Origin of the sequence: Plantibacter sp. MPB07 (genome assembly GCF_046619465.1) — a bacterium.
Classification (GTDB): domain Bacteria; phylum Actinomycetota; class Actinomycetes; order Actinomycetales; family Microbacteriaceae; genus Plantibacter; species Plantibacter auratus.
The window spans coordinates 832,750-856,253 of sequence record NZ_CP177043.1 but is presented as its reverse complement, the minus strand read 5'-3'; the positions used below and the strand labels follow the sequence as shown (position 1 = coordinate 856,253).

23 protein-coding genes, 1 tRNA gene and 1 pseudogene are annotated in these 23,504 nt (G+C 66.1%); 7 read left to right on the top strand and 18 right to left on the bottom strand.

Annotated elements, in window-relative coordinates; translation table 11 throughout:
• Positions 1 to 10: 10 nt before the first annotated feature.
• Positions 11 to 565 (bottom strand): YceI family protein, encoded by a 555-nt coding sequence (locus ACLIME_RS04075; protein WP_079705738.1) that lies wholly within the window; start codon positions 563 to 565, stop codon positions 11 to 13.
• A 105-nt stretch (positions 566 to 670) separates the two neighbouring features.
• Positions 671 to 1,843, bottom strand: a complete 1,173-nt coding sequence (locus ACLIME_RS04070) for a glycoside hydrolase family 3 N-terminal domain-containing protein (protein WP_411558255.1) — start codon at positions 1,841 to 1,843, stop codon at positions 671 to 673.
• Between the two features lie 116 nt (positions 1,844 to 1,959).
• On the opposite strand from ACLIME_RS04070, the gene ACLIME_RS04065 reads away from it, so the two are divergent.
• Positions 1,960 to 3,129 carry a hypothetical protein gene (locus ACLIME_RS04065; protein ID WP_159878504.1) on the top strand — a complete coding sequence of 390 codons (1,170 nt, stop codon included), beginning with the start codon at positions 1,960 to 1,962 and terminating at the stop codon, positions 3,127 to 3,129.
• A 9-nt stretch (positions 3,130 to 3,138) separates the two neighbouring features.
• Here the strand turns inward: ACLIME_RS04065 and ACLIME_RS04060 are convergent, their stop codons facing one another.
• Entirely contained in the window at positions 3,139 to 3,996 is an 858-nt protein-coding gene (locus ACLIME_RS04060; protein ID WP_124770165.1) for a UbiA family prenyltransferase, read from the bottom strand.
• Between the two features lie 55 nt (positions 3,997 to 4,051).
• On the opposite strand from ACLIME_RS04060, the gene ACLIME_RS04055 reads away from it, so the two are divergent.
• From ACLIME_RS04055 to ACLIME_RS04045, 3 genes are read left to right on the top strand one after another with little or no spacing between them, the layout of a single operon-like run.
• The gene (locus ACLIME_RS04055; protein WP_124769198.1) at positions 4,052 to 5,179 is read left to right on the top strand and encodes a type III polyketide synthase; all 1,128 of its coding nucleotides are present in this window, start codon (positions 4,052 to 4,054) and stop codon (positions 5,177 to 5,179) included.
• A 44-nt stretch (positions 5,180 to 5,223) separates the two neighbouring features.
• Complete coding sequence (locus ACLIME_RS04050) at positions 5,224 to 5,895, top strand: methyltransferase domain-containing protein (protein WP_411558254.1); 672 nt, start codon at positions 5,224 to 5,226, stop codon at positions 5,893 to 5,895.
• Complete coding sequence (locus ACLIME_RS04045) at positions 5,892 to 7,049, top strand: FAD-dependent oxidoreductase (RefSeq protein ID WP_411558253.1); 1,158 nt, start codon at positions 5,892 to 5,894, stop codon at positions 7,047 to 7,049. The genes ACLIME_RS04050 and ACLIME_RS04045 overlap by 4 nt, the downstream gene beginning before the upstream one ends.
• A 21-nt stretch (positions 7,050 to 7,070) precedes the next feature.
• On the opposite strand, the gene ACLIME_RS04040 is transcribed toward ACLIME_RS04045, so the two are convergent.
• The gene (locus ACLIME_RS04040) at positions 7,071 to 8,561 is read right to left on the bottom strand and encodes a DHA2 family efflux MFS transporter permease subunit (RefSeq protein ID WP_411558252.1); all 1,491 of its coding nucleotides are present in this window, start codon (positions 8,559 to 8,561) and stop codon (positions 7,071 to 7,073) included.
• 162 nt (positions 8,562 to 8,723) lie between these two features.
• On the opposite strand from ACLIME_RS04040, the gene ACLIME_RS04035 reads away from it, so the two are divergent.
• Positions 8,724 to 9,551 (top strand): aldo/keto reductase, encoded by an 828-nt coding sequence (locus tag ACLIME_RS04035; RefSeq protein ID WP_137241817.1) that lies wholly within the window; start codon positions 8,724 to 8,726, stop codon positions 9,549 to 9,551.
• Positions 9,552 to 9,906: 355 nt separating this feature from the next.
• On the opposite strand, the gene ACLIME_RS04030 is transcribed toward ACLIME_RS04035, so the two are convergent.
• The 4 genes from ACLIME_RS04030 to ACLIME_RS04015 all read right to left on the bottom strand — a co-directional run bounded on the left by ACLIME_RS04030 (position 9,907) and on the right by ACLIME_RS04015 (position 15,349).
• Positions 9,907 to 12,357: an AAA family ATPase gene (locus ACLIME_RS04030; protein ID WP_411558251.1), complete on the bottom strand. Its 2,451-nt coding sequence runs from the start codon at positions 12,355 to 12,357 to the stop codon at positions 9,907 to 9,909.
• Entirely contained in the window at positions 12,354 to 12,530 is a 177-nt protein-coding gene (locus tag ACLIME_RS04025) for a hypothetical protein (protein WP_411558250.1), read from the bottom strand. Before ACLIME_RS04025 ends, ACLIME_RS04030 begins: the two co-directional genes overlap by 4 nt.
• A 323-nt stretch (positions 12,531 to 12,853) precedes the next feature.
• Complete coding sequence (locus ACLIME_RS04020) at positions 12,854 to 13,105, bottom strand: hypothetical protein (RefSeq protein WP_411558249.1); 252 nt, start codon at positions 13,103 to 13,105, stop codon at positions 12,854 to 12,856.
• Between the two features lie 219 nt (positions 13,106 to 13,324).
• Positions 13,325 to 15,349: an AAA family ATPase gene (locus ACLIME_RS04015; RefSeq protein WP_411558248.1), complete on the bottom strand. Its 2,025-nt coding sequence runs from the start codon at positions 15,347 to 15,349 to the stop codon at positions 13,325 to 13,327.
• A 141-nt stretch (positions 15,350 to 15,490) separates the two neighbouring features.
• Here ACLIME_RS04015 and ACLIME_RS04010 point away from each other — a divergent pair.
• A pseudogene (locus tag ACLIME_RS04010) lies at positions 15,491 to 15,607 on the top strand (aldo/keto reductase); the annotation flags it as partial.
• A gap of 102 nt (positions 15,608 to 15,709) precedes the next feature.
• Here ACLIME_RS04010 and ACLIME_RS04005 read toward each other — a convergent pair.
• The 10 genes from ACLIME_RS04005 to rplU all read right to left on the bottom strand — a co-directional run bounded on the left by ACLIME_RS04005 (position 15,710) and on the right by rplU (position 22,871).
• Positions 15,710 to 15,782 (bottom strand) — tRNA-Ala (locus ACLIME_RS04005).
• A gap of 107 nt (positions 15,783 to 15,889) precedes the next feature.
• Entirely contained in the window at positions 15,890 to 16,267 is a 378-nt protein-coding gene (rsfS, locus tag ACLIME_RS04000) for a ribosome silencing factor (protein ID WP_079002329.1), read from the bottom strand.
• A gap of 55 nt (positions 16,268 to 16,322) precedes the next feature.
• Positions 16,323 to 17,363, bottom strand: coding sequence for a hypothetical protein (locus ACLIME_RS03995; protein WP_411558247.1), 1,041 nt, complete (start codon positions 17,361 to 17,363; stop codon positions 16,323 to 16,325).
• A gap of 278 nt (positions 17,364 to 17,641) precedes the next feature.
• Positions 17,642 to 18,208, bottom strand: a complete 567-nt coding sequence (nadD, locus tag ACLIME_RS03990; RefSeq protein WP_056006615.1) for a nicotinate-nucleotide adenylyltransferase — start codon at positions 18,206 to 18,208, stop codon at positions 17,642 to 17,644.
• A gap of 61 nt (positions 18,209 to 18,269) precedes the next feature.
• On the bottom strand, positions 18,270 to 18,479 hold the full coding sequence (locus ACLIME_RS03985) for a hypothetical protein (protein ID WP_124769192.1): 210 nt from the start codon (positions 18,477 to 18,479) through the stop codon (positions 18,270 to 18,272).
• Between the two features lie 49 nt (positions 18,480 to 18,528).
• Positions 18,529 to 19,800 (bottom strand): glutamate-5-semialdehyde dehydrogenase, encoded by a 1,272-nt coding sequence (locus ACLIME_RS03980; protein WP_411558246.1) that lies wholly within the window; start codon positions 19,798 to 19,800, stop codon positions 18,529 to 18,531.
• A gap of 42 nt (positions 19,801 to 19,842) precedes the next feature.
• Positions 19,843 to 20,622, bottom strand: a complete 780-nt coding sequence (proB, locus tag ACLIME_RS03975; protein ID WP_411558245.1) for a glutamate 5-kinase — start codon at positions 20,620 to 20,622, stop codon at positions 19,843 to 19,845.
• Positions 20,619 to 22,193, bottom strand: a complete 1,575-nt coding sequence (obgE, locus tag ACLIME_RS03970; RefSeq protein ID WP_079705726.1) for a GTPase ObgE — start codon at positions 22,191 to 22,193, stop codon at positions 20,619 to 20,621. Before obgE ends, proB begins: the two co-directional genes overlap by 4 nt.
• Before the next feature lie 91 nt (positions 22,194 to 22,284).
• Positions 22,285 to 22,542, bottom strand: a complete 258-nt coding sequence (gene rpmA / locus ACLIME_RS03965; RefSeq protein ID WP_056006626.1) for a 50S ribosomal protein L27 — start codon at positions 22,540 to 22,542, stop codon at positions 22,285 to 22,287.
• Between the two features lie 20 nt (positions 22,543 to 22,562).
• Positions 22,563 to 22,871 (bottom strand): 50S ribosomal protein L21, encoded by a 309-nt coding sequence (gene rplU / locus ACLIME_RS03960; RefSeq protein ID WP_079002324.1) that lies wholly within the window; start codon positions 22,869 to 22,871, stop codon positions 22,563 to 22,565.
• 335 nt (positions 22,872 to 23,206) lie between these two features.
• Here rplU and ACLIME_RS03955 point away from each other — a divergent pair, with 335 nt between their 5' ends.
• A complete protein-coding gene (locus tag ACLIME_RS03955; protein WP_064295598.1) occupies positions 23,207 to 23,497 on the top strand; it encodes a DUF4031 domain-containing protein in 291 nt (96 codons plus the stop codon).
• The last annotated feature ends 7 nt before the right edge of the window (positions 23,498 to 23,504 follow it).

The window sequence follows — 23,504 nt, the reverse complement described above, 5'->3', positions numbered from 1 at the left end:
CGTCCTGGGGCTACGCCTGGTGCGCGGCCTGCAGTTCGATGGTGATCGTGACGTCGTTGCCGAGCAGCACGCCGCCGGTCTCGAGCGCCGCGTTGTAGGTGAGGCCGAAGTCCTCGCGGTTGATCTTGGTGGTCGCCGTGGCGCCGAACTTGTAGTTGCCGTAGGGGTCGGTCGCGAAGCCGCCGAACTCGACGGTGAAGGTGACGGGCTTGGTCACGCCCTTGATCGTGAGGTCGCCGTCCACCAGGAAGTCGTCGCCCTTGGCGCGCGCGCCGGTCGAGACGAAGTCGATGGTCGGGTAGGTCTCGGCGTCGAAGAAGTCGCCGGTGCGGAGGTGACCGTCGCGGTCGGCCTGGTTCGTGTTGATCGATGCGACCTCGGCGGACGCGGTGATCTTCGTCTCGAGGGGGTTCTCCGGCGTGACGAACGTCGCGTTGAAGCGCTCGAACTTGCCCTTGACCTTCGAGACCATGATGTGGCGGATGCTGAAGCCGACCTCGCTGTGCGTGGCGTCGACCTCCCAGGTGCCAACCTTGTAGCCGGGAATCGTCAGGGTGTCGGTCATGCGGTACTCCTTGCGTCGATGTGCGGCGCGCTCGCGCCACGTTCTATTCAAACGCACGGACCTGGGAGCTATTCCCGCATCCCCGAGAAATTCTCCTCACCGACATCAGCGCGACATCGGCCGGAGCGACGGCAGGCCGAGCCGGACGCGCAGCAGTCGGTGCGCCGCATCGGCGACCGTCGACTCCGGAATCCTCCCGGACCTGACCGCGGCGGCGATGTCGGCGACGAGCACGGCCGGATCGACACCGGTCGACGACGGCTCCGCCCCGAGGACGTAGAGCAGCATCGTGTTGCCGGCGGCCACGGCGCGGATCGCGTTCTCCGAGGGGTTCTGGTAGTCCGGCAGACCCGTGTGCTGCAGCATGAGCATGTCGTCAGTGATCGTGACACCGGTGAAGCCGAGGTCGTTCCGGAGGCGCTCGTGCCAGGCCGCCGACAGCGTCGCCGGTACGGCGTCGACCGCCGAGTAGACCAGATGGCCGAACATCACGACCTCAGCCCCGGCGTCGATACCGGCGACGAACGGCAGGGCGTCGGTCGCAGCCCAGTCCGCGGCACCGATGGCGGTCGTCGGGACCGTCGAGTGCGAGTCTCCCGGCGCCTGGCCATGGCCGGGGAAGTGCTTCAGCGTGCTGAGCACCGCACCCCGCTCACCACGGACGGCCGCGGCAACCCGCTCCGCCGAGGCGTCCGGCGTCGTCCCGAGGGCACGGTCGTAGATGAAGGAGCTCGGATCGGCGGTCTCGTCCGCGACGATGCCGAAGTTCACGGTGCAGCCGGCACCGGCGAGCATCACAGCGCGTTGGCGGAACGCCTCCTCGCTCGCAGCGGCCGGTTGCGACTTCAGGGTGTCGGCAGCGGCGAAGACGTCCTCGTCGATGCGCCGGACATCGCCGCCCTCCTGGTCGATGCCGATGAGCAGCGGCATGGTCGGGTCGGGGCTGAGGGCGCTCGTCACCGCGGGCAGCCCCGCGAGACCCGGCACGTTGTCGCCCATGATGATGAACCCGCCCGGCTGATACCGCTCGACGAACGCCCGGAGCGTGCCCGGGTCGGTGCCCGGGGCATGGAGCATCAACATGGATGCGATCCGCTGCTCGAGGGTCATCGCGGCGAGTTCGGCGGCCGCACGCTGGTCGGCGACAGCCGGAGTCGTGCTGGTGGGGCGGCTCGACGGCTTCGGGGATCCGGGCCCCGTGCACCCGGACAGGCCGAGGACGGCACCCGCCGCCATCGAGGCGCCGATTGCGAGAAACCCTCGTCGTCCCAGCTGCACCGGCCCACTCTAGGCTCGGATCTTCCACGCAGGCTGGGCGTCGCTCCCGGTGTGGCAGGAGTGACGAATGTGACATCGGCGGCTACACTTGCGTGGGTGACCGCCAGGATGGACGCATGCGCAAGCCGCTGACAGCCCTCTCGCCCCGCTCGAGGGGTGTCTCGCGAGCCGCCGCCCTCGGCGCCGCGCTCGTCATCGCGGTGTCGGTCGCAAGCCCGGCGGCCGCCGTGACCCCCACCTCGTTCCGGACCGCCGACTACCCGAGCTGGGACGACGTCCAGGCGGCCAAGGCGAACGAATCGACCGCGCAGGCCGAAGCCGACCGGATCGTGTCCCTTCTCGACGGACTGCGCGACGAATCCGCCCGGCTCGGCGACGAAGCCGTCCGCCAGGGGGCGGCGGCAGGTGAGGCCAAGGCGGCGTTCGACGCGCAGGCCGCCGTCGCCGACACGATCAGTGCGCAGGCGACCGCAGCAGCTTCGGCAGCGGCATCGAGCAAGCGTCAGGCCGGAGCGGTCATCGCCCAGATGACCCGCACCGGCGGTGTCGACCCGACGCTCTCCCTCGTCCTCTCCGGCGCGGCCGACGACGACCTCCTCTCCAAGCTCAGCGCGATCAGCAAGCTGAGCGAGACCTCGGCTCAAGACCTCGCGTCCGCGACCGCCGCGAGCAACACGGCGACCGCGCTCGCCGAGCAGGCGACTGCGGCCGAGACCGAACGTCAGCGACTCTCGGAGGCGGCGGACGCCAGCTACGAGACGGCGCAGTCCGCGAGCGACGCCGCCGATGCGGCGGTCGCCGAGCAGCAGGCCAACCGCGACCGGTTGTACCAGCAGCTCGCCGTCCTCAAGAACACCACCGCGGCGGTCGAACAGGCCTACGCGCAGAGCCAGGAGGCGATCGCCGCAGAAGAGCAGCGACGCAACGAGGCGTCCGGTGGCGAGGGATCCACGAGCGCCCCGCCGCCGGACCTCGCAGCCGACCCGGCCGGCGCGAAGGCGTACGCGCAGTCCGCGATCGGCGCCTACGGCTGGGGCAGCGGAGAATTCCAGTGCCTGCTGCAGCTCTGGACCCGGGAGTCGAGCTGGCGCGTCAACGCCTACAACGAGTCCAGCGGCGCCTACGGCATCCCGCAGTCCCTGCCCGGGAGCAAGATGGCCAGCTCCGGCGACGACTGGCGCACCAATGCGGCGACGCAGATCAACTGGGGCCTGAACTACATCGACAGCCGGTACGGCTCCCCCTGCGGCGCGTGGGCGCACTCGGAAGCGACCAACTGGTACTGACGCCCCGTCTCAACCGGCCTCGGCCGCACCGAGATTCGTCCCGGCCACCGCCAGCACCACGGTGACGAGCAGGGCGGCCCCGATGATGAGCCGGAACAGCAGACGGTCCGGCGCTCGGGTTCCGACGAGCACGAGCCCCCATACGACGAGCGCGAGGACACCGACGGCGCCCAGCACCCCGACGATCGGCGGTGCGGTCGGCCTGCCGACGAAGATCCCGCTCTGTCCGAGGACGGCGACCACGCCTGAGACGCCGAGGGCGACGAAGGCCGTCCGACCGGCGGTCCGCGCGCCGAGACGGTGCGGCAGACCACGGACGCCGGTCCGCAGGTCGTCCTCGAGATCGGGCAGGGCGTTCGTGAAGTGGATCGCCACACCGAACAGACCACCGACGGCGAGCGTCCACGCGGCCGGCACGATCGGCGGGACGGCAGCGAAGGTGACCACGGCGGGCAGTGCGCCGAACCCCACGATGAACGGGACGACCGACCAGGCCGTCGCCTTGAGACCCAGGTTGTAGGCCCATCCGCAGACGAGGAACAGCAGGTGCGAGGCCGCCGACGCCCAGCCGAGTGACGCCGAGAGCGGAATGCTCGCCGCACCGGCCAGCAGCGCCGCCGCCCGGACTGCCGAGACGCTGAGGTCGCCGCGCGCGACCGGCTTGTCCTGTCGTCCCGAGCGACGATCCCGCCTGGCGTCGAGCCAGTCGTTGGACCAGCCGATCGAGAGTTGCCCGACGAACACCACCACGCCGAGCAGGGCCGTCCGGAGGGGTGGCAGGCCGACGGCCGATCCGAGCACGACCGCGAGAACGGTCACCGCGACGGTCGGCCCGGGATGCGAGGACGCGAACAGACGACGGACCATGGAGAACACCGCCTCAGCTTAGGGTGACACCCGGGCCACGGCGGTACACTGGAGCATGACCGTCTCCGTGAGGGCGATCGGCGTGGCCGTTCCTCAGACCATCCTCCATCAAGACGAGATCAGGGATGTGTTCCGCGACCAACCCGGGCGGACCCGGCTCGCCCAGCGTCTCATCGGCGCCGCCTTCGACGCGTCCGCGATCGACACCAGGCACACCGTCATCGACGCCTTCGACCATGAGGTCGAGACGACCACGGCCGCCTTCTACGACGCGGCGCAGCGGCAGGTGCTCTCCCCGCCCACCGGCGTGCGGAACGACGCCTACATCGAGCACGCTCCCCCGCTGCTCCTCGAGGCCGCACGGCGGGCACTGGACGCCGCCCCCGGCCTGTCGGCGGCGGACGTCACCCACGTCGTGACCGCGTCCTGCACCGGGTTCTTCGCGCCCGGCCCGGAATACCTCCTCGTGCGCGACCTCGGGCTGGACCCGGGCACGGAGCGCTACCACCTGGGGTTTCAGGGGTGTTTCGCCGCGTTCCCCGCCCTTCGCGCCGCAGAGGCGTTCTGTACAGCCGACCCCGACGCCGTCGTCCTCGTGGTCTGCATCGAGCTCTGCTCCATCCACCTCCGTTCCTCCGACGACCCCGACGTGATCCTCGGTTCCTCGGTGTTCGCCGACGGTGCTGCGGCCGCCGTCGTGACCGGTCGGGACACCGGATCCTCCGCGCCCGCGCTCGAGTTCGACGGCTGGTCGACCGCGCTCGTGCCGGACGGCGAGACGGAGATGGCCTGGACGATCGGCGATCACGGGTTCGAGATGGTCCTGAGCGGCGCGGTGCCCAAGCTGATCGGCGAGCACCTCGAGATCGCCCTCCGCCCGCTCCTCGCCGCAGCCGACGACGCCCCGGTCTCATCGATCGACCGGTGGGCGATCCATCCCGGTGGCCGGAGCATCCTCGACCGGGTCCAGCGCGGATTCGGGCTCGACGACGAACTGCTGGCTCCGTCGCGCACGGTGCTCCGCGAGTACGGCAACATGTCGAGCGCGACCGTGCTCTTCATCCTCCAGCGCCTGCTCGACGGCGCGCCGACCGATGCCGATGAACGAGTGTGCGCCCTCGCCTTCGGTCCGGGACTGACGATCGAGAGCGCGCTGCTCCGGCTCCGGGCCGGCCGAGCCTGATGCTGCCCGACCTCGGCCGCCGTGCGACGGATCTCCTCGAACTGATGGACGATCCCGACTGCGATCCCGCGCTGCTGGACGCCACCTACGCCAGGTTCGCGACGGTGAACCGGCTCGTCTCGGGCTGGCGTGGTCTGTACCGGTCGCGCATCCGTCCACTCCTCCACCCGTCCCGGACCACGACGATCCTCGACATCGGCTTCGGTGGTGGCGATGTCGCCGTGGCCATCGCCGACTGGGCGCACGCCGACCACCTCCCCGTGCAGGTGGTCGGGATCGATCCCGACGAGCGGTCCGTGGCCTTCGCCCGTCGCCGGTACCCGGATGGCCCCGTCGACTTCCGTCCGGCGCACAGCAGTGACCTCGTCGCCGCTGGCGAGGAGGCCGACATCGTCCTGTCCAACCACGTGCTCCACCACCTCGATCCCGCGGGCCTGTCGAGCCTGCTCGCCGACAGTTCACGGATCGCCAGACGACTCGTCCTGCACAGCGACCTCGAGCGCAACCGACTCGCGTACGCGGTCTATGGGCTCGCCACCCGTGCAGGACGAAGGCGTTCCTTCCTGCACGTCGACGGGCTCCGCTCGATCCGTCGCAGCTATCGCCAGGAGGAGCTGCAGCGCGTCGTGCCCGACGACTGGACCGTCGAGCGCAGCTTCCCCATGCGACTCCTGCTCTCGCAGACCGTCTCGTCGGCAGCGGACGGCCCACGATGACCGAGGTGCTCGTCATCGGTGGCGGACCGGTCGGCCTCGTGTCGGCGATCCTGCTCGCTCAGGCCGGCGTCGACGTGACCGTCTGGGAGCGACGGCCGGGCTCCCCCTCCGGCACCCGGGCGATCGGGATCCACCCGCCGTCGCTCGACCTGTTCGAGCATCTCGGTGTCCTCGACGAGATCCGCCGCGACGCGGTCCGGATCGACCAGGGCGAAGCCTGGAACGCCGGACGACGCCTCGGGGCGGTCGTGTTCCGTGATCGGCCCGTCCCGCACCCCTACGTCGCCGCGCTCGAGCAATGGCGGACCGAACGGATCCTCCGTGCTCGACTCGAAGCCGTCGCGCCGGGATCGCTCCGGACGGGGACGAGCTGTACGCGGTTGACGCCGGCCGAGGACGGCGTCCTCGTGTCCGGCAGTGACGCCGATGGAACGGTGAGCACCCGCGCAGCCGTCGTGGTCGTCGCAGCAGGAGGACGCGCCACCGTCGACGGGATGCAGGCTCCAGGCCCCCTGCATCGATACCGGGACCGGTACCTCATGGGCGACGTCGCGGATCGGAGTGGGGCAGGTTCCATCGCCAGGGTGCACCTGCACCACCGAGGGGTCGTGGAGTCCTTCCCGCTCCCCCATGGCATGCGACGATACGTCGTGCACACCGGGTACTCGGACGATCAGGACGCCGCCCGCCCGGAACCCACCGCGTCCGACCTCGCGGCCCTCGTCGCCGACCGGACCGGCGACGACGTCGATCCGGCGACGAACACCATGCTCAGCGCGTTCGGCGTGCTTCGTCGACGACGGAAGCGCGTCGTCGACGGTCGGGTCGTCTATCTGGGCGACGCCGCCCACGAGATCAGCCCGATCGGCGGCCAGGGCATGAACCTCGGCTGGTCCGACGCACGGGTCTTCGCGCCACTGATCGCCCACATGACCACCGGGCATCTCTCGACACAGCACGACGTGGCCGCGGCCGTCTCCCGCCAACAGCGCGCGATCCGTCGGGCCTCATGGCAGGCGGAGCTCAACATGCGCTTGGGGCGTCCGTTGCCGGGCCCGCTCGTCGGGATCCGGGACCTCGCGCTGCGAACCGCGCTCAACGGTCCCGCGATGCCGATCCTCGCCGACGCCTACACGATGCGCTGGCTGCGCTGACGCCGTCCGAGGCCGTGCGTCTCAGTGACCGACGTGCACGCCCGCCGCAGCCTGGTCCGTCCGCCGGATGAGGAACGACGCACCGATCGCGAGCAGCGAGAGCACGGCGCCGCACATGAACGCAGCCTGCACGCCGGCTGCCGTCGCGTCGACCGCGGAACTCCCGACCGCCGCACGAGCCGCCGCGGTGGTCGACATCATGGTGATGAACAACGCCGTCCCCGCTGCACCGGCCAGTTGCTGGACCGTGCCGACGATGGCGCTGCCGTGCGGGTAGAGCTCGGGCCGCAGTGAACCGAGCGCCGAGGTGAGGAGCGGTGTGAACATGAACGCGAGACCGGCGCTCAGCAGCACGTGCACGGCGATGATCATGACGATGGCGCTGTCGACGCCGAGCATCGTCAGCAGCCAGAGCGCAGCACTCACGGCGAAGGCCCCGGGGATCACCAGCGGACGCGGACCGAACCGGTCGAACAGCGACCCGACCAGCGGCGCCAGAGCGGCCATCGTCAGGCCGCCCGGCAGCAGCATGAGGCCCGTGGTCAGGGTGTCGACCTGGAGGACGGTCTGCAGGTAGATCGGCAGGATGATCAGCGAGCCGAACAACGCCATCATCACGATGGCCACGAGGATGATCGAGACGGTGAACGAACGGTTCGCGAACGTGCGCAGGTCCATGAACGCTCGATCGTCGCGCGCCAGCCCGCGCTGCCGGAGGACGAACCCCAGGAGGGCCAGGACGCCCACCGCGAGCGGGATCCAGACGGGCATGAGCGCGTGTCCCTCGGCGGACTCGCCGATACTGCTGAGACCGAAGATGAGGCCACCGAACGCGAAGGCGGAGAGGACGAGCGACAGCACGTCGAAGCGGACCCGACGCGGCTCGGTCACGTTCCGCACGAGGACGGCGCCGAGCACCAGCGAGGCGACGGCGATGGGGAGGACGATCCAGAACATCCAGCGCCAGTCGAGCACGCTGAGGATGAGGCCGGAGACGGTCGGCCCGACCGCCGGCGCGACCGAGATGACGATCGAGATCGCACCCATCGTCCGGCCGCGTGCCGAGACCGGCACGACGTTGAGCACGGTCGTCATGAGCAGCGGCATCATGATGGCGGTACCGCTGGCCTGGACGACGCGACCGAGCAGGAGGGTGCCGAATCCCGGGGACAGCGCGGCGATGAGCGTACCGAGGCTGAACAGCACCATCGCGGTGATGAACATCGTCCGGAGGGAGAACCGCTCCAGGAGGAACCCGGTCGCGGGGATCACGACGGCCATGGTGAGCATGAAGCCGGTGGTCAGCCACTGGGCGGAACTCGCCGTGATGTCGAGGTCCTCCATGAGTCGCGGCAGGGCGACGCTCATGATCGTCTCGTTGAGGATGACGACGAAGGCCGACACGAGGAGCAGCCCGATCAGGAGCTTGGACCCGGGTGGAAGGCGGTCGTCCGAGGGCTTCCCGGTCGTCGGGACGGAACCGGTCGGATTCGGCACGGTTTCAGTCGTCATAGCGGTGTCATCCTTCTCAGGCCTCGGCCGTCGTACGGGCAGACGCCTGCCCTCTCGAAAGACAAGCGCCGTGTCGCCGCGGGTATTCCCATGCGTGTCGACCGGTTACGCGCAGGGCGAAGACCCGTTCCGGACGGACGGTTCCGGTGCCAGCATGAGGACATGACAGTTCCCACCATCACCCTGAACGACGGCCACACCATCCCTCAGCTCGGCTTCGGCGTCTTCCTCGTCGACCCGCAGGAGGCTGAGCGCATCGTCTCGGACGCGCTCGAGGTCGGCTACCGCCACATCGACACCGCTGCCATCTACAAGAACGAGGAGGGCGTCGGCGCCGCCATCGCGAAGTCGGGCATCCCCCGCGACGAACTCTTCATCACCACGAAGCTCTGGAACGACCGCCACCAGAAGGCGTCCGCGCACACCGCCATCGACGAGAGCCTCGACAAGCTCGGGCTCGACCACGTCGACCTGTACTTGACCCACTGGCCGACCCCGGCCAAGGACGACTACCTCGAAGCGTGGCTCGCCCTCGAGGAGATCAAGGCGGCCGGCAAGGCGCGTTCGATCGGCGTGTCGAACCACCAGGTCGAGCACCTCGAGAAGCTGATCGCGGGTTCCGAGACGGTCCCTGCGGTCAACCAGATCGAACTCCACCCGGCGTTCGCCCAGCGCGAGCTGCGTGCCTTCGGTGCCGAGCACGGCATCCACATCGAGTCCTGGGGCCCGCTCGGTCAGGGCAAGTACGACCTCTTCGGCGAGCAGGCCGTCTCCGCTGCAGCCGAGGCGCACGGCGTCACTCCGGCGCAGGTCGTCATCCGGTGGCACCTGCAGAACGGGCTCATCGTCTTCCCGAAGTCGAACTCGCGCGAGCGCATCGCCCAGAACTTCGACGTCTTCGGCTTCGAGCTGTCCGCCGACGAGATCGCGTCCATCGACGCCCTCGACTCGGGCAAGCGCGTCGGCAGCCACCCCGACGAGGTGAACTGACCTCACGGCCTCGCCCAACCTAGAGTCTCAACAACGCAGAAGTCCCCGTCAGCTGTTCGGCCGACGGGGACTTCTCGGTGTTCGGGTGGATCTGTGTCAAGGGAGCAGTGGTCAGTTCCGACTCACACGTCACTTCTCCAAGCAGGTTCAGGGGTGGAATAGGTGCCAGTAACTCGATGAGCCTCGGGGACGGGCCGAGGAAGGTCTCGCAACGATGGAGCCTTCTAGTTCCTCCCCAAAATACAGCACATCCGAATTCCTCTGAGCTTTCCAGATATTAGCCGAGAGGGCGATCTCATGCACGGCGGTCCCAGGTCGCCAAACGGAGGCGGGCCTCAGATTAGCGAGCTTGGAACTACTTTTTTCGAAGGTTCAAATTGAAGCTGCCGCAAGAACATCGGAGCCCTTCTTCTCGCCCTGGGCCTCCAACAACATAGATCCATCCATCGCAGGCCCCATTGGAACAAGTGAACAGGTTCAAAAATTGCCGACTGGCCTCGACCACCGGGGCAAAGTCCGCCTTTGTCATCGTGGCCCAATCGTTGTTGTGAACAAGTGCATTGATTGCCCAGTTCTCCCCATCCTGCGCCAGCATTGCCTCCGACCGCACGGCTTTTAGCGCTTCAACCTCCTGCCTGGCATCATCGTTGTTCCACGAGTTGGCAGATGCGGTAGCCTTCTTCAGCAGGTCTCCATGCCTACCCTTAACTGCGGAGAAGAAGGCGGACAAGTCATAATTGTTATCTGGCCTGAACACAACCTGACCCTGCAGGCCAGCAGCCACATCGGCCAATGATGACTCTAGGTTTCTTCGCAGCTTGTGGGCTGCAGCGGGAACATCATCACCCGCGAGATCAGTTTCGATCTGAGTCCAGAAATCACCGCCTTGACCGTAGAACGGCCCTCCACTCACCGTCCATCCGTTGAACCGAGCTAACGAACGTCGAGAGATCAGGCCCGAGGACTGCATCTGGCGCGCCCATACCTCATCATGGGTCGTCATAATGAACTGGACCTCAGGAAAAACCTCCTTCAGTAGCTTACAAAACTGTCGCCTGTGGTTCGTATCCACCGATGTGACTACGTCATCGAGCACCGCTAGCCGGAAGTCCGAACCGAGCAGCTGCTTGAGTAGAGCTAGGTACAGGCAAACACCCATTCCGTCCTGATGACCTTCGCTGTGGTACGCGAGAGGCGGGAACATACCGAGCCCATAGAAGTCAACCTCGAGGTCAAGCTTTCCGGCAGTAGGCGACAAACCGGCCTTGAAGGATGACTCATCATCGGAATTAATCTGCCTATAGAACTCGCTGAAGTCCGCCTCTACGGTCTTGTATAGGGTGGTCAGCGCCGCATCCGCTAAGGAGTTGTACGTGTCATACACCGCGCTAGCCGTTCGGTGAGCCGCACTAGCCTTCAACGCCCTAGCTCGAGCTTGGCGCAACTGTATCCATCGATCTCCGGCAACAGTAAGGAATGATCGAGCAGCCTCGCGCGCGGACTGATCGGGCTGCGCCTCGATGGTGGCTCGAAGAGCCTTCAGTCCATCACTGATCAGCGATGGGGTGGCTAAAGGGTCGGTGCTTAGGCGGTCGTATTCGCCCCGGATAGCCTCGATGGTTGCCAGCTTTGTTTCAAACGAGGCGAGACCGTTCGACCACTCCAGGAGTGATGCATGCAGCTCCGCATGTCCCATCAGAACAGCGGTCGGTTGCGCTGCCTGAACGAGAGACCGTGCGCCGCGAAGTTGCCCAAGCACTTTGCCCGCAGCAGCATGAATACGCTGCTGCAGCTCCTCGGCCGCCTCAGACCGGGCGAGTTTGTCACTCAGATGCTGCCGCAGGGACATGACATCAGACCACTCCACGTCGCAAAGAGGGCAGGAAGAATCAACCACGAGCGGTAAGCCTGCCTCGACAAGTTGTCGATGCCTGAGCGCCTCTAGAACCCTGGTGTCACTCTCAAGTTCCGTCAGCGCGGCGCGGAGATCGGTCGCGGCGACGTCGAGGTCTTCGTGCATAGCCAGGTAGCTGGTGATGGCTTCGACATCGCGGATAGCCGATGCCCGATCGAAGCTACTTTGGCCAGTCTCGATCTTGGCACCTGAATTGAGGTCAGTTTCAATAGACGTCGTTGGAAGAGTGTCCAACCCGAGCAGCTCACGCCTCTTGTTGACGGCTGCCGTAACCTCGCTTGGTAGCAGGTCGATGATGTCGAGACCGCGCTTGACAGCCTCTTCTGCCGACTTGACTCCGTCGTCCGCACTCTTGGCGGCTGCACTTGTCTTGTTCCGCGCGGTATTTAGCAGGCGACGAATCTCGTCAATGCGATCAAGCTTGAGAAGGGCCTGCACCTCCTGTGCTCGTTTCCCAGGCTCAGCATTGACATACTTGATGACCTCGCGCCGCGACAAGACCAGCTCAGGATGACGCCCCGCCCATTCCACGGCAGCAAGGAGTTCCGGAGTCCTAGGCTCTAGCTCGAACTGACCCGCGGTCTTCACGCTACGTCTGAGCTCCCCGGTCTGTCCACTGGCTGGGTGCGTGAAGGTCAGTGTGACAACGGCCGCGGCCGGATTGTCACGCTGGTGCACGTGAGGAGCGTGCTTCATCACTGAGACGCTGCCCGTGCCAGTTCCGCTAAGACGAGAGACATTTCCCGTCAACGCGAAGTCGATTGCGTCGATCACTCCACTCTTTCCCGATCCATTCGGGCCCACCACGACAAAAGATGTGCCATCCAGGCTCAGATCGAGATTGCGGATACCGCGGAACTCCTCGACGCGGATCTTCTGAATCTGGATCACAGCGCCAACTCACCACTAGCTTCCGTGTACAGTGACACGAGAACTTCGGGCTTCGGCAGCTTTTCGCTCGCCAACAATTTTGCTAATGCGTCTGTAACTGCCTCCGGCACTTCGTCGATGCCAGTCAAATCACTTAGAAAAGTGTCAAGTACTTCAAATTCAATGCCAGCCACTCGCTGCCCCCTTGATCGCGACGTTGGCACTTATATCCAGTGCCACCCTACTACTTCAGAACCACTGTAGTGCCAGGATGATGCCGGCACCTAGTAGGGTCGCCTCCCTGATTCGACTTGCTGCGCTTGCGTAGCTTGTGCATATTCGCAGAGCAGCGCGCTGCTCCAGGAGCTGCTTTTTTGAGCGTTCACGTCGCGTGGCTGAGTGGCAGGAGACGTCTGATATCAGCCTCGAGACCGGCCATCTGCATTCGGGCGGATTTATTGGGGCGCTCGCCAGGCTGATCGCATGTCACGGCTCTGAGCCCAGCCGCTGTCGATTCTTAGTTCATCTCAGAACTGGAGACGATTTGCGCGCTGCCGCCGTCATGCAATGACTTGGCCGTGCGCGAGTCAGGGAAAGAATCGAGGCGGCCGGCGTAGGTCAGCTGCCGGTGGCGCCTGAAGAACAAGCTCATCGCCTCACCGAAGCCAGACTCGAGCGAGCTCGCCATCCAGAACGTCGATTTCTTAAGCTTCGAGCGGCCAGACGCCCCCCCCCCTACCTCCACTTCGGCAAGCGTGTCGGCGGGCATGTGAACGAAGTGGACTATCCCCAGGGGGCTCACACAACGAAGAAGTCCACGACAGTTGTGGCTGACGGGAAATGACTAGTCTCACCAGAAGTAATCGGACCGTGCCAACGATCCAAGCCCAGATTTTGCGCACGTTACCTTACCTCGCAATGCGCCGTAACCGTTCGACGACATTCTCTTGCTTGTGCTCGCCATTAAAACGGCAGGCTATTGCAACGATCATGCAGTGATACCCAAAGCTGCAACTAGCGACGCATGAGCTTCTTTAAGCGTCAGCTCACCTTCCGGGCTCAGCGGCAATTCATCGACCTCGATAAGGTAATTAGCAATCTCCTGCTTTGTCGGTGCCCGCCAGCCGCGATCGTTCGCCCAGTCTTCCAAAAGGGTGGACCAAGGTGCTGCAGTCGCAGCGGGTAGCAGCGGTAGCTCGCCGTCTGCGAGGTCTCCGTTGAGATCGCGCAGCAGCCTGACGAACGTTTCCCGATAGAATTCTGGGTCCAGAGTGTTCTCAATTCCGTGCACGCTGAGCGCCACGATCCGTTCCTGGGGAATGGCGCGGCCGATCGTCTGCGCGAGCCTCATCCCCCCGCCATCTCCGTCAACCAGAAAGACCACTTTGGCCGCTTGAAAGTCAAGCGCCGGGTAGGAGTCTCTCGGCATCTCCGACAGGCCCGGCGCAACCTGGTAGGGCAAGCTGTCCTGCCCAGTCGCGGCTCGCATCAATGTAGGGAGCAAAATCATGTCGGTGGCCCCTTCGGCGATGACTGCGCAACGCGCTGGTGTGAATGCTGCTGCCGAAGCTCCCATTGCGAACATTAAGGACGTGAATCCGCCACCGTTTTGCCGCCAGAAACTGTTCTCAACGTGGCTCGTCTCGTCGGAGTCCGGCACCACTGCACGGATACCTACACCCAGGTCGGCGGGCAGACAGCCGGGAGAGTGTGTGGTGTAGATGATCTTGTCTGCCTTATCCTGCTTGGCGAACATCTGGACAAGGTCAGCCTGGGCATCGATGTGAAGGTGAGTTTCGGCTTCGTCGATCAGGAGGATTGTCGCGCGACCGCTGTCGCGCGCAGCCAGGAAGGAGGTCAGGGCAACGAACATCCTCAGCCCGGCGCTTCGCTCATTGAACACAGATGCGTGTACGCCATCTTCGACGAGCCCGATCCGGAGGAGATCGTTCTCCACGTTCAACTCGACCTTCAGGTCAGACTGCTGCCAGGCGTCTCGGAAGTAGTTGGCAAGCACTATGTTTGCCCTGTTCTTGATCGTGTCTCGTCGAGCGACTTGACCAGTCTGCACTGCCCGGACGAGCACATTCAGATCAAGTTCGGCCAACCGTGTCAGGTTTGCGAGCGCCACAGGAACCTCGGTTAGCAGAGCGTCATCGAGAGTGTAGGTGGACGCCAGCGCACGATCAGCTTCGGTGAACATCACCACGTCGGGCGTAAGTCGCCAGAGCTTCTCCTTGACGTACTCCGTCGGGTCCTCACGATCAACCCACGATATGAAAGACGAGAGGATCTGCTGTAAGCGCGAGGTATCGCTGAATACCCGCAGCGCCTCAGACTGCTCGTCCGCCCTCCCGCGCATCGCGTCGATCGAGCTGCGTTCACCGACTGGTGCCGCGATGTAGGTGCTGAGGTCACTCTGCAGAACACGGAGGTCTTGGATTAGCGCAATACCGTCGGGGAGCTCTTGCGGGTCCTCCTGCTCGCTCACCTCGACAGGCAGCCGCACTAGAGGCGGTGTCGTGGCCAGAACGACTCTGAGGTCAGCTTCGAGCTGCTCCAATGGTGTCTCGGACTTACGCGGTGAAGGCTTGACAGCAAAGTTGGGCCCATCACCGTCTGCACTGCGACTGACCCAAAACTCGGTCGGCGCATCTTGAAGCTCGAATTCTCTCAGGGCCCCGCGATCGTTCTCGCTGAGACGATAACGGAGGCTGATGACTGGCGTTGAGTCCGGCAGGTCCATCAACGCACGCGAACGTTGCGCCGGTGCAAGAGCATCGTCTGAGTCCACATAGGCAAGCGCTTTGAGCAGCGTAGTCTTGCCGGCCTCATTCGGTCCTACGATTGCGACGAGCTTCTGGTCCAGCTTGATTGTAGTGTCGATGAGACGACCAACGCCGCGCACTCGCGCGGATATTAGCCTCATGGAACGTCCCCAATCCTTCGGCTGATACGTCTCATTCCGACCGTTCGGCACTGACTCGCAGCTCGTACCGACGTCGACAAGCACCAGAGACTTGATTCTGAAACCTTGTGGCTAGCGGTTAATTCTATAGCCGAGGTCTGACACTGTCTATTGGCGAGGTTTAGCAATGCAATGAATGCATATGCCTCTCGCTGGTTCTTGTGCTGTCCTACCTTCGAGAACGCCCGTATCGCCCAGAACTTCGACGTCTTCGGCTTCGAGCTGTCCGCCGACGAGATCGCGTCCATCGATGCCCTCGACTCGGGCAAGCGCGTCGGCAGCCACCCCGACGAGGTGAACTGACCTCAGGGCCTCGCCCAACCCAGAGTCGTACCAACACAGTGTCGTACCAACGCAGAAGTCCCCGTCAGCTGTTCGGCTGACGGGGACTTCTCGGTGTTCGGGTGGATCTGAGGGGACTCGAACCCCTGACCCCCTGCATGCCATGCAGGTGCGCTACCAGCTGCGCCACAGACCCGTATTCAACTTGCTTGCCCCTGCTGTTTCAGCGGAAGCAACTTGAATAGGTTACTACATCTTGAGAGCGGTTGTGACCACTTTCGGTGCTCGGCACCGACGGGATGGTCAGTTCGCGGGCTGCGGTGCGGACGAGACCAGCGGAATCACCGGGCAGTCCTTCCACAGACGCTCCAGCGAGTAGTACATCCGCTCCTCCTCGTGGAAGACGTGGACGACGACCTCGCCGAAGTCGAGCAGGATCCACCGCCCCTCGGACTTGCCTTCGCGTCGCAGCGTCTTCACGCCGCTCGCGTTCAGGCGGTCTTCGACCTCGCCGGCGATGGCGACGACGTTGCGCTCGCTCCGACCGGTGACGAGGAGGAAGGCGTCGACGAACGGCAACGGACCGGAGACGTCGAGCGCGACGAGATCCTCGCCGCCCTTGGACTCGGCTGCGGTCGCTGCGAGCTGGACGGCGTCCAGTGTGGTGTCGGACAGGGTCATGTGGTGTACTCCTCTGGCGATCGCATGGTGCGCGATCGGATGAATGTCGGCAGGGCTAGAACGCTCCGCCGAAGAAACCGATGATGAGCACCGCGATCACGCCGGCGGCGAGCACGGCGGCGGCGATCGCGAGCGTCATCAGCAGCTTGTTGCTCTGGTTGGTGGTGGCCGGGACGACGTCGCGGGTGGAACCGTGGCTACTGACCGCGCGGCTTGCCGCGACCGGGGACGCTGCAGTGACCGACGCCGGCAGCTCGTCGCCCTCGATGAGTCGGTCGATCCCTGCACCGTCGAAATGGTTCGGGTCTTGACCGGCGGAACCCAGTCCGCGGGGCAGATCGATGGTTCCGGTGATGAGGATCTCGCCCGTGGAGTTGGATGTGGCGCCCGCCTCAGCCTGCGCGGGAGCGACGGGGATGATGAGCGAGCTCGTGGTGATCTGCCCCGTGCTCGTCATGCCGCTTCCGAGGAGGTCTTCGAACGCGACCTCGTTGTCGGCCTGCGAAGCCTTCTCGGCTTCGAGCGCCGCCACGAGCATGGAGTCGCGCCCGAACCCCTTCGACAGGGTCGACGCGGGGTCCTCGGAGATGTCGTCGCGGTCCGAGACGTCGAAGAGTGAACCGGGGGCCACGGACGCCGCAGCGGCGGGGGTGACGGAAGGCGTCGGCGCCTCAGCGGACCGGGCCTTGGCTGCGCGCTCGTCGACGGCGGCCCGCTCGGCGGCCTTGCGTTCGGCCGCCTTGCGTTCAGCGGCCTTGCGCTCGGCGGCCTGCTGTTCTTCCGCCTTGCGCTCCGCGGCCTGCCGTTCTTCCGCCTTGCGCTCGGCGGCCTGGCGCTGCTCGGCCTGCTTGGTGGCCTCGGCTTCGCGACGTTCCTGCTCAGCTGCAGCGGCAGCCTCGGCGTCCGCTTCCTGCTGCGCGAGCTTCGCGGCCTGCTGACGGGCCGCCTTGTTCTGCTTCTGGGGCGGAGCGACCACCTGGTCCGGCGTCCGCGGCGGCAGGGCGACCGAAGGGACCGGCTGCTCGACCGGAGGAGCGACCGGCGCTGCCGGGGAGCCCACCTGCTCGATCGAGCCGGTGCGCTCGAGTTCTCGCAACTGACGGCGCGTGAGTCCACCGGTCGGAGCCGGAGCAGGTGCACCGGATGCCTGAGCGCTCGACGACGGCGCGGGTGACGTGGACGAAGGCGTTGGAACACTCTCGTCGCGCGACGTGGCCTGCTCGGGGATCGCTCCCCCGGCGACGGGTTCGGATGTCGACGCGCGTCGTATCCGTGGCGCAGCAGCGTCGGGCGTCGTTTCGTCAGCGGACGTCGACGGCTGCTGGCTCGCTCGAGCCTGTCGCCTGGTCAGGGGCGCATCCTCTGGCAACGCGGTCATGTGGCTTCACTCCGATACAGGTGGTGCTTGGTGATGTACTGCACGACACCGTCGGGAACCAGATACCAGACCGGAAAGCCTTTGCTCACCCGGCTCCGGCAATCCGTCGACGATATCGCTAGGGCCGGAACTTCCAACAAGCTTACGTCGTGCTGTGGTAATCCGGAAACGTTCAAATCGTGTCCCGGTCTACTCACAGCGACGAAGTGAGCGAGGTCCCAGACCTCTCTGACGTCTTTCCAACTGAGGATCTGGGCGATCGCGTCGGCACCCGTGATGAAGAACAGCTCGGCATCGGGACGTTTGCGGCGCAGATCGCGCAGCGTGTCGATCGTGTACGTCGGTCCGGCTCGGTCGATGTCGACCCGGCTGACGGTGAAGCGGGGGTTCGCTGCGGTGGCGATCACGGTCATGAGGTAGCGGTGCTCGCTGTCGCTCACGCCCGACTTCCGGTACGGCATGCCGGTCGGGACGAAGACGACCTCATCGAGATCGAAGTGCTGCGCGACCTCCGAGGCGGCGACGAGGTGCCCGTGATGGATCGGGTCGAACGTCCCGCCCATGACCCCGATCCGAGGACGACGGGTGGTCGTCTCGGTGACGGGCGCGCTCACGCCGGACAGCTTAGTGGCCGTGCTCGCCGTGAGCGGCGGCCGACTCGCCCTTGTCGGCATGGCGGTTGGCGACGTCGCGGTAGCTGAAGGTCACGGCGCCGAGGATGGCGAACAGCACGAGGGCGACCGCGCCGAACACCCAGGTCGGTGCGGCGAGTTCGACGGCGTGCTCCGATTCAGCCAGGACGGCGGTGGCCAAGACGGACGCGGCAATCGACATGATCTCTCCTTCTATGCGACGCCTCGTGACGCCCATACCAGTCTAGCGACTACCGACGGGTGTGGCCCGAACCACGCACGAGCCACTTCGTACTCGTGAGTTCCGGCAGTCCCATCGGTCCCCGGGCATGGAGCTTCTGCGTCGAGATGCCGACCTCGGCGCCGAATCCGAACTCGGCGCCGTCGGTGAAGCGGGTCGAGGCGTTGACCATGACGACGGCCGAATCGACCTCGGCGAGGAACCGGTCGGCGTTCACCACGTCGTTCGTGATGATCGCGTCGGTGTGTCCGGTGGAGTATCGGTCGATGTGCTCGAGCGCGGCGTCGAGGTCGTCGACCACGCGCACCGAGAGCTCGAGCGACATGTGCTCGGTGGACCAGTCCTCCTCCACGGCGGGCACAACGTCGGCGAAGACCTCGCTGGCACGTTCGTCCGCGTGGATGAGCACCCCGTGCTCGCGCAGGTCGCCGAGCACGGCGGGCAGGACGCGCGCAGCCGCCGCGCGGTGGACGAGGATCGTCTCCAGCGCGTTGCAGACCGATGGGCGCTGCACTTTGGCGTTGCGCACGATCTCGACGGCCCAGTCGAGTTCGGCACTCTCGTCGAGGAACACGTGGACGACGCCGGCGCCGGTCTCGATCACGGGGACCGTCGACTCCCGGACGACCGTCTCGATGAGTGACGCGCTCCCCCGCGGGATGAGGACGTCGATCAGGCCTCTGGCGTTCATGAGCTGCTTCGCACCGTCGCGACCGAACTCGTCGATGGTCTGTACCGCGTCCCCGGGAAGGCCGACGGACTCGAGTGCCGATCGCAGCAGCCCCACGAGGACCGCGTTCGAGTGTTCCGCCGCTGACCCGCCGCGGAGCACCACGGCGTTGCCGCTCTTGATCGCGAGGGCGGCGATGTCGACCGTCACGTTCGGGCGCGCCTCGTAGATCGCGCCGACCACGCCGAACGGGACGCGTACCTGTTCGAGCTTCACCCCGTCCGGAGTGTTGCTCCCGCGGACCACCTGGCCGACCGGATCGACGATCGCGATGACGTCGCGGACCGCCACCGCGAGCCCGTCGATGCGGCCCCGATCGAGGCGGAGACGGTCTTGCAGGCCGACACTGATGCCCTGCTCACGTCCCGCGACGAGGTCGCGCTCGTTGGCGGCGATGACCGCATCCGCGCCCTCGACGATCGCGACGGCGATGGCCTCGAGGGCCCGGTTCTTCTGCGCGGTGGTCGCCTGGGCGAGGACCCGGGAGGCACGCTTCGCAGCGGTGAGACGATCCGCGAGTGGCAGCACGGTGGTGGTTGGCGACGACGACATGCGTCGATTCTACTCAGCGGCGTCTGGTCGACGCTCTCCGCGTCACGCCGGTTGGAACCAGGTGCCGAGGTGCTCACCGCGGAGGGCGGACGCGACGTTCGTCGTCGACGTCACGAGGACGGAGGTCCCCGCCTCGGCGGCCAACCGGGCGGCCGACACCTTCGTTCCCGCTCCCCCGGTGCCGACGCCCGCGGAGCCGATGTCGCCGAACGTGACGCCAGAGAGGGTGTCTCCGAACGAGACCTCCTCGATCCGCTCGGCACCCGCTTCGTGCGGAGGGCGGGTGTACAGCGCGTCGACGTCACTCAGGAGGACGAGGACGTCGGCCGCGACGAGGACCGACACGAGGGCGGCAAGGCGGTCGTTGTCGCCGAACCGGATCTCATGCGTCGCGACGGTGTCGTTCTCGTTCACGATCGGCAGGATGCGCAACCCGAGGAGGCGTTCCATCGCCCGCTGGGCGTTACTGCGGTGACTGGGGTTCTCGAGGTCGCCCGCGGTGAGCAGCACCTGGCCCGCGACGATACCGAACCGGTCGAGGCTGTCCTGGTACCGGTAGATCAGCACGTTCTGCCCGACGGCTGCAGCCGCCTGCTGCGTCGCCAGGTCGCTCGGACGGGCGTCGAGGCGGAGGTAGGGCATTCCGGTCGCGATGGCGCCCGAGGACACGAGGATGACCTCGGTGCCTCGGGCATGAGCCTCGGCCAGAGCCTCGACCAGCGCAGTGATCTGCCCGGCGTTGTCGCCACTGATCGAGGAGGACCCGACCTTCACGACGATGCGTCGCGCCGAGGGGATGCCACTGCGCTGGTGGATGGTCACCGGTCGTCGTCCTCCGTCGTGACACCCTCGTCCTGCTGTGCGTCGGCCGGCACGGAGCCGACCTCGAAGCCCTCGTCGTCGTTCCAGAGGCCGGCCGCACGTTCGCGGAGCAGCTCGGCACGGGCCTCGGCCTTGGCGTCCATGCGCTCGAAGTACTCGTCGCGACGCTGGTTGCGCGTCGGGCGGTGGCTCGCGTCGAGACGCGGGTCCGTTCCACGCGGCTGCGTCAGCAGTTCCGCGGTGCTCGTGAGTGTGGGCTCCCAGTCGAAGACCACACCGCCACCCGCACCGATCATCACGGTCGCGCCGGCGACGGCACCGGCCTTGAAGAGCGCCTCTTCGACGCCGAGCTTCGCCAGGCGGTCCGCGAGGAACCCGACGGCCTCCTCGTTGTTGAAGTCCGTCTGCTGCACCCATCGTTCCGGCTTCGCGCCGAGGATGCGGTAGAGGTTGCCGTAGGTGCCACCCTCGACCGTGACGGTGAACTTGGAGTCGTCGACGGGCTTCGGGCGCAGCACGATCCGGGGCTTGGCGGCCTCGAGGGCTGCGCGGGCGCGGCTCTCCTCGACAAGCTCGCTCAACGCGAACGAGAGCTGTCGAAGGCCTTCGCGCGAGACCGTCGAGATCTCGAAGACCTTGTAGCCGCGTGCCTCGAGGTCGGGACGCAGGAACTCGGCGAGCTCCCTCGCCTCCGGGACGTCGATCTTGTTGAGGGCGATGAGCTGCGGGCGCTCGACCAGCGGCGTCTGCCCCTCCGGCACCGGGTAGGCGGCGAGCTCCGCCAGGATGATGTCGAGGTCGCTGATCGGGTCGCGTCCCGGTTCGAGTGTCGCGCAGTCGAGCACGTGCAGGAGCGCGGAGCAGCGCTCGACGTGACGCAGGAACTCGAGACCGAGGCCCTTGCCCTCACTGGCGCCCTCGATGAGCCCGGGGACGTCCGCCATGGTGTAGCGGACCTCGCCGGCCTCGACGACGCCGAGGTTCGGGTGCAGGGTCGTGAACGGGTAGTCCGCGATCTTGGGCTTCGCCGCGGACATCGCCGCGATGAGGCTGGACTTGCCGGCGGAGGGGTACCCGACGAGCGCGACGTCGGCGACGGTCTTCAGCTCGAGGAGGACGTCGCCTTCCCAGCCGGGTGTGCCGAGCAGCGCGAAGCCTGGGGCCTTGCGCTTGGTCGAGGAGAGTGCCGCGTTCCCGAGGCCGCCCTGGCCGCCGGGGGCGACGACGAACTCCATGCCGGGCTCGACGAAGTCGACGAGTTCGACGCCGTCGACGTCCTTGACGACCGTCCCGACCGGGACCGGCAGGATGAGCGTCTCGCCCTGGAACCCGTTGCGGTGGTCGCCCATGCCGAAGCCACCGGTGTCGGAGCTCCGGTGCGGTGACCGGTGGTAGCCGAGCAGCGTCGTGATCTGAGGATCGGACACGAGCACGATGTCACCACCGTGTCCGCCGTTGCCGCCATCGGGGCCGGCCAGCGGCTTGAACTTCTCGCGCTTCACGGAGACGCAGCCGTTGCCGCCGCCGCCCGCTCGCAGGTGCAGTGTGACCCGGTCGACGAATGTGACCATGGACGCTCAGCCCCTCTCTGGATCATGGAACTCGGTTGTACGACAGCAGGGGGCGGGCCGAAGCCCGCCCCCTGCTGGAAAGACGTTGTTGCTACTCTGCAGCAGCGACGATGTTGACGACCTTGCGGCCGCCCTTGTTGCCGAACTGCACGGAGCCGGCCTCGAGGGCGAACAGCGTGTCGTCGCCGCCACGACCGACGTTGGCGCCGGGGTGGAAGTGCGTGCCGCGCTGACGGACGAGGATCTCGCCCGCGAGGACGACCTGGCCGCCGAAGCGCTTCACACCGAGACGCTGTGCGTTGGAGTCACGACCGTTGCGAGTGGAACTCGCACCCTTCTTGTGTGCCATCTCTTCTTCTCCTCGATGCCTTACTTGATGCCGGTGATCTTGACGCGCGTGAGCTCCTGACGGTGCCCCTGACGCTTCTTGTAACCGGTCTTGTTCTTGAACTTCTGGATGATGATCTTCGGACCGCGGAGGTTCTCGAGCACCTCGGCCGTCACCGTGATCTTCGCGAGCGACTTCGCGTCGGAGATGATCTTCTCACCGTCGACGTGGAGCACCGCGGGAAGCTCGATGTTGCCATCCTTGTCGGCCTTGACCCGGTCCATCGTGACGATGGTTCCGATCTCGACCTTCTCCTGCCGTCCTCCGGCGCGCACAACTGCGTAAACCACTACGTACCCGTTCTTTGGGGAGCGAAACGCTCCGACTGACTGTTGCTGGAAGTTACTGCTCGGAAAGGCTCGAACACGTGGGACACCTTGATGGCAGAAAACCGTTGGGCGTGGCATTGAAAACTCAATGCACACCAACGGTCGAGTTTACTTCATCGTGCAGTCCAGGTCAAACCAGTGGGCACAGAACCTCGTGACCGAGGCTGTTCCTCACGGCTCCCACACCGGACGCACTCGACCAGTGTACCCCGGGGGCTCCTGAACGCCGGCCGGGTGCCCGGCGCGTCCGACCACGGACGGGAATCGCGCGAGAGGCTCGATGGTTGGATGGAGGCATGACGGTACTCATCGATCCCCCGCTGTGGCCGGCGCACGGCACGCTCTGGTCCCACGTGGTGAGCGATAGCTCCCTGGAGGAGTTGCACGCCTTCGCCGGACGCACCGGGCTTCCGCCGCGATCGTTCGACCTCGACCATTACGACGTCCCCGCCGAGCGCCATGCGTCGCTCGTGGCGGCCGGCGCCGTCGCGGTGACCGGCGGCGAACTCGTCCGTCGACTCATCGCCAGCGGCTTGCGCATCACCGCACGCGAACGGCGCGCCTCCCGAGGAGACGCGCCGTCCTGATGCGACC

Coding starts and splice junctions, on each gene's coding strand:
- rsfS (WP_079002329.1), bottom strand. CDS start 16,267: ATGACCCTGTCCGACACCACACTGGACGCCGTCCAGCTCGCAGCGACC.
- ACLIME_RS04075 (WP_079705738.1), bottom strand. CDS start 565: ATGACCGACACCCTGACGATTCCCGGCTACAAGGTTGGCACCTGGGAG.
- ACLIME_RS04065 (WP_159878504.1), top strand. CDS start 1,960: ATGCGCAAGCCGCTGACAGCCCTCTCGCCCCGCTCGAGGGGTGTCTCG.
- nadD (WP_056006615.1), bottom strand. CDS start 18,208: ATGGGCGGGACGTTCGACCCGATCCATCACGGGCACCTCGTCGCCGCC.
- rpmA (WP_056006626.1), bottom strand. CDS start 22,542: ATGGCACACAAGAAGGGTGCGAGTTCCACTCGCAACGGTCGTGACTCC.
- ACLIME_RS04055 (WP_124769198.1), top strand. CDS start 4,052: ATGACCGTCTCCGTGAGGGCGATCGGCGTGGCCGTTCCTCAGACCATC.
- ACLIME_RS04035 (WP_137241817.1), top strand. CDS start 8,724: ATGACAGTTCCCACCATCACCCTGAACGACGGCCACACCATCCCTCAG.
- ACLIME_RS04060 (WP_124770165.1), bottom strand. CDS start 3,996: ATGGTCCGTCGTCTGTTCGCGTCCTCGCATCCCGGGCCGACCGTCGCG.
- ACLIME_RS03980 (WP_411558246.1), bottom strand. CDS start 19,800: ATGTCGTCGTCGCCAACCACCACCGTGCTGCCACTCGCGGATCGTCTC.
- ACLIME_RS04050 (WP_411558254.1), top strand. CDS start 5,224: ATGGACGATCCCGACTGCGATCCCGCGCTGCTGGACGCCACCTACGCC.
- ACLIME_RS03955 (WP_064295598.1), top strand. CDS start 23,207: ATGACGGTACTCATCGATCCCCCGCTGTGGCCGGCGCACGGCACGCTC.
- ACLIME_RS04040 (WP_411558252.1), bottom strand. CDS start 8,561: ATGACGACTGAAACCGTGCCGAATCCGACCGGTTCCGTCCCGACGACC.
- ACLIME_RS04020 (WP_411558249.1), bottom strand. CDS start 13,105: ATGCCCGCCGACACGCTTGCCGAAGTGGAGGTAGGGGGGGGGGCGTCT.
- obgE (WP_079705726.1), bottom strand. CDS start 22,193: ATGGTCACATTCGTCGACCGGGTCACACTGCACCTGCGAGCGGGCGGC.
- ACLIME_RS03985 (WP_124769192.1), bottom strand. CDS start 18,479: ATGTCGATTGCCGCGTCCGTCTTGGCCACCGCCGTCCTGGCTGAATCG.
- ACLIME_RS04045 (WP_411558253.1), top strand. CDS start 5,892: ATGACCGAGGTGCTCGTCATCGGTGGCGGACCGGTCGGCCTCGTGTCG.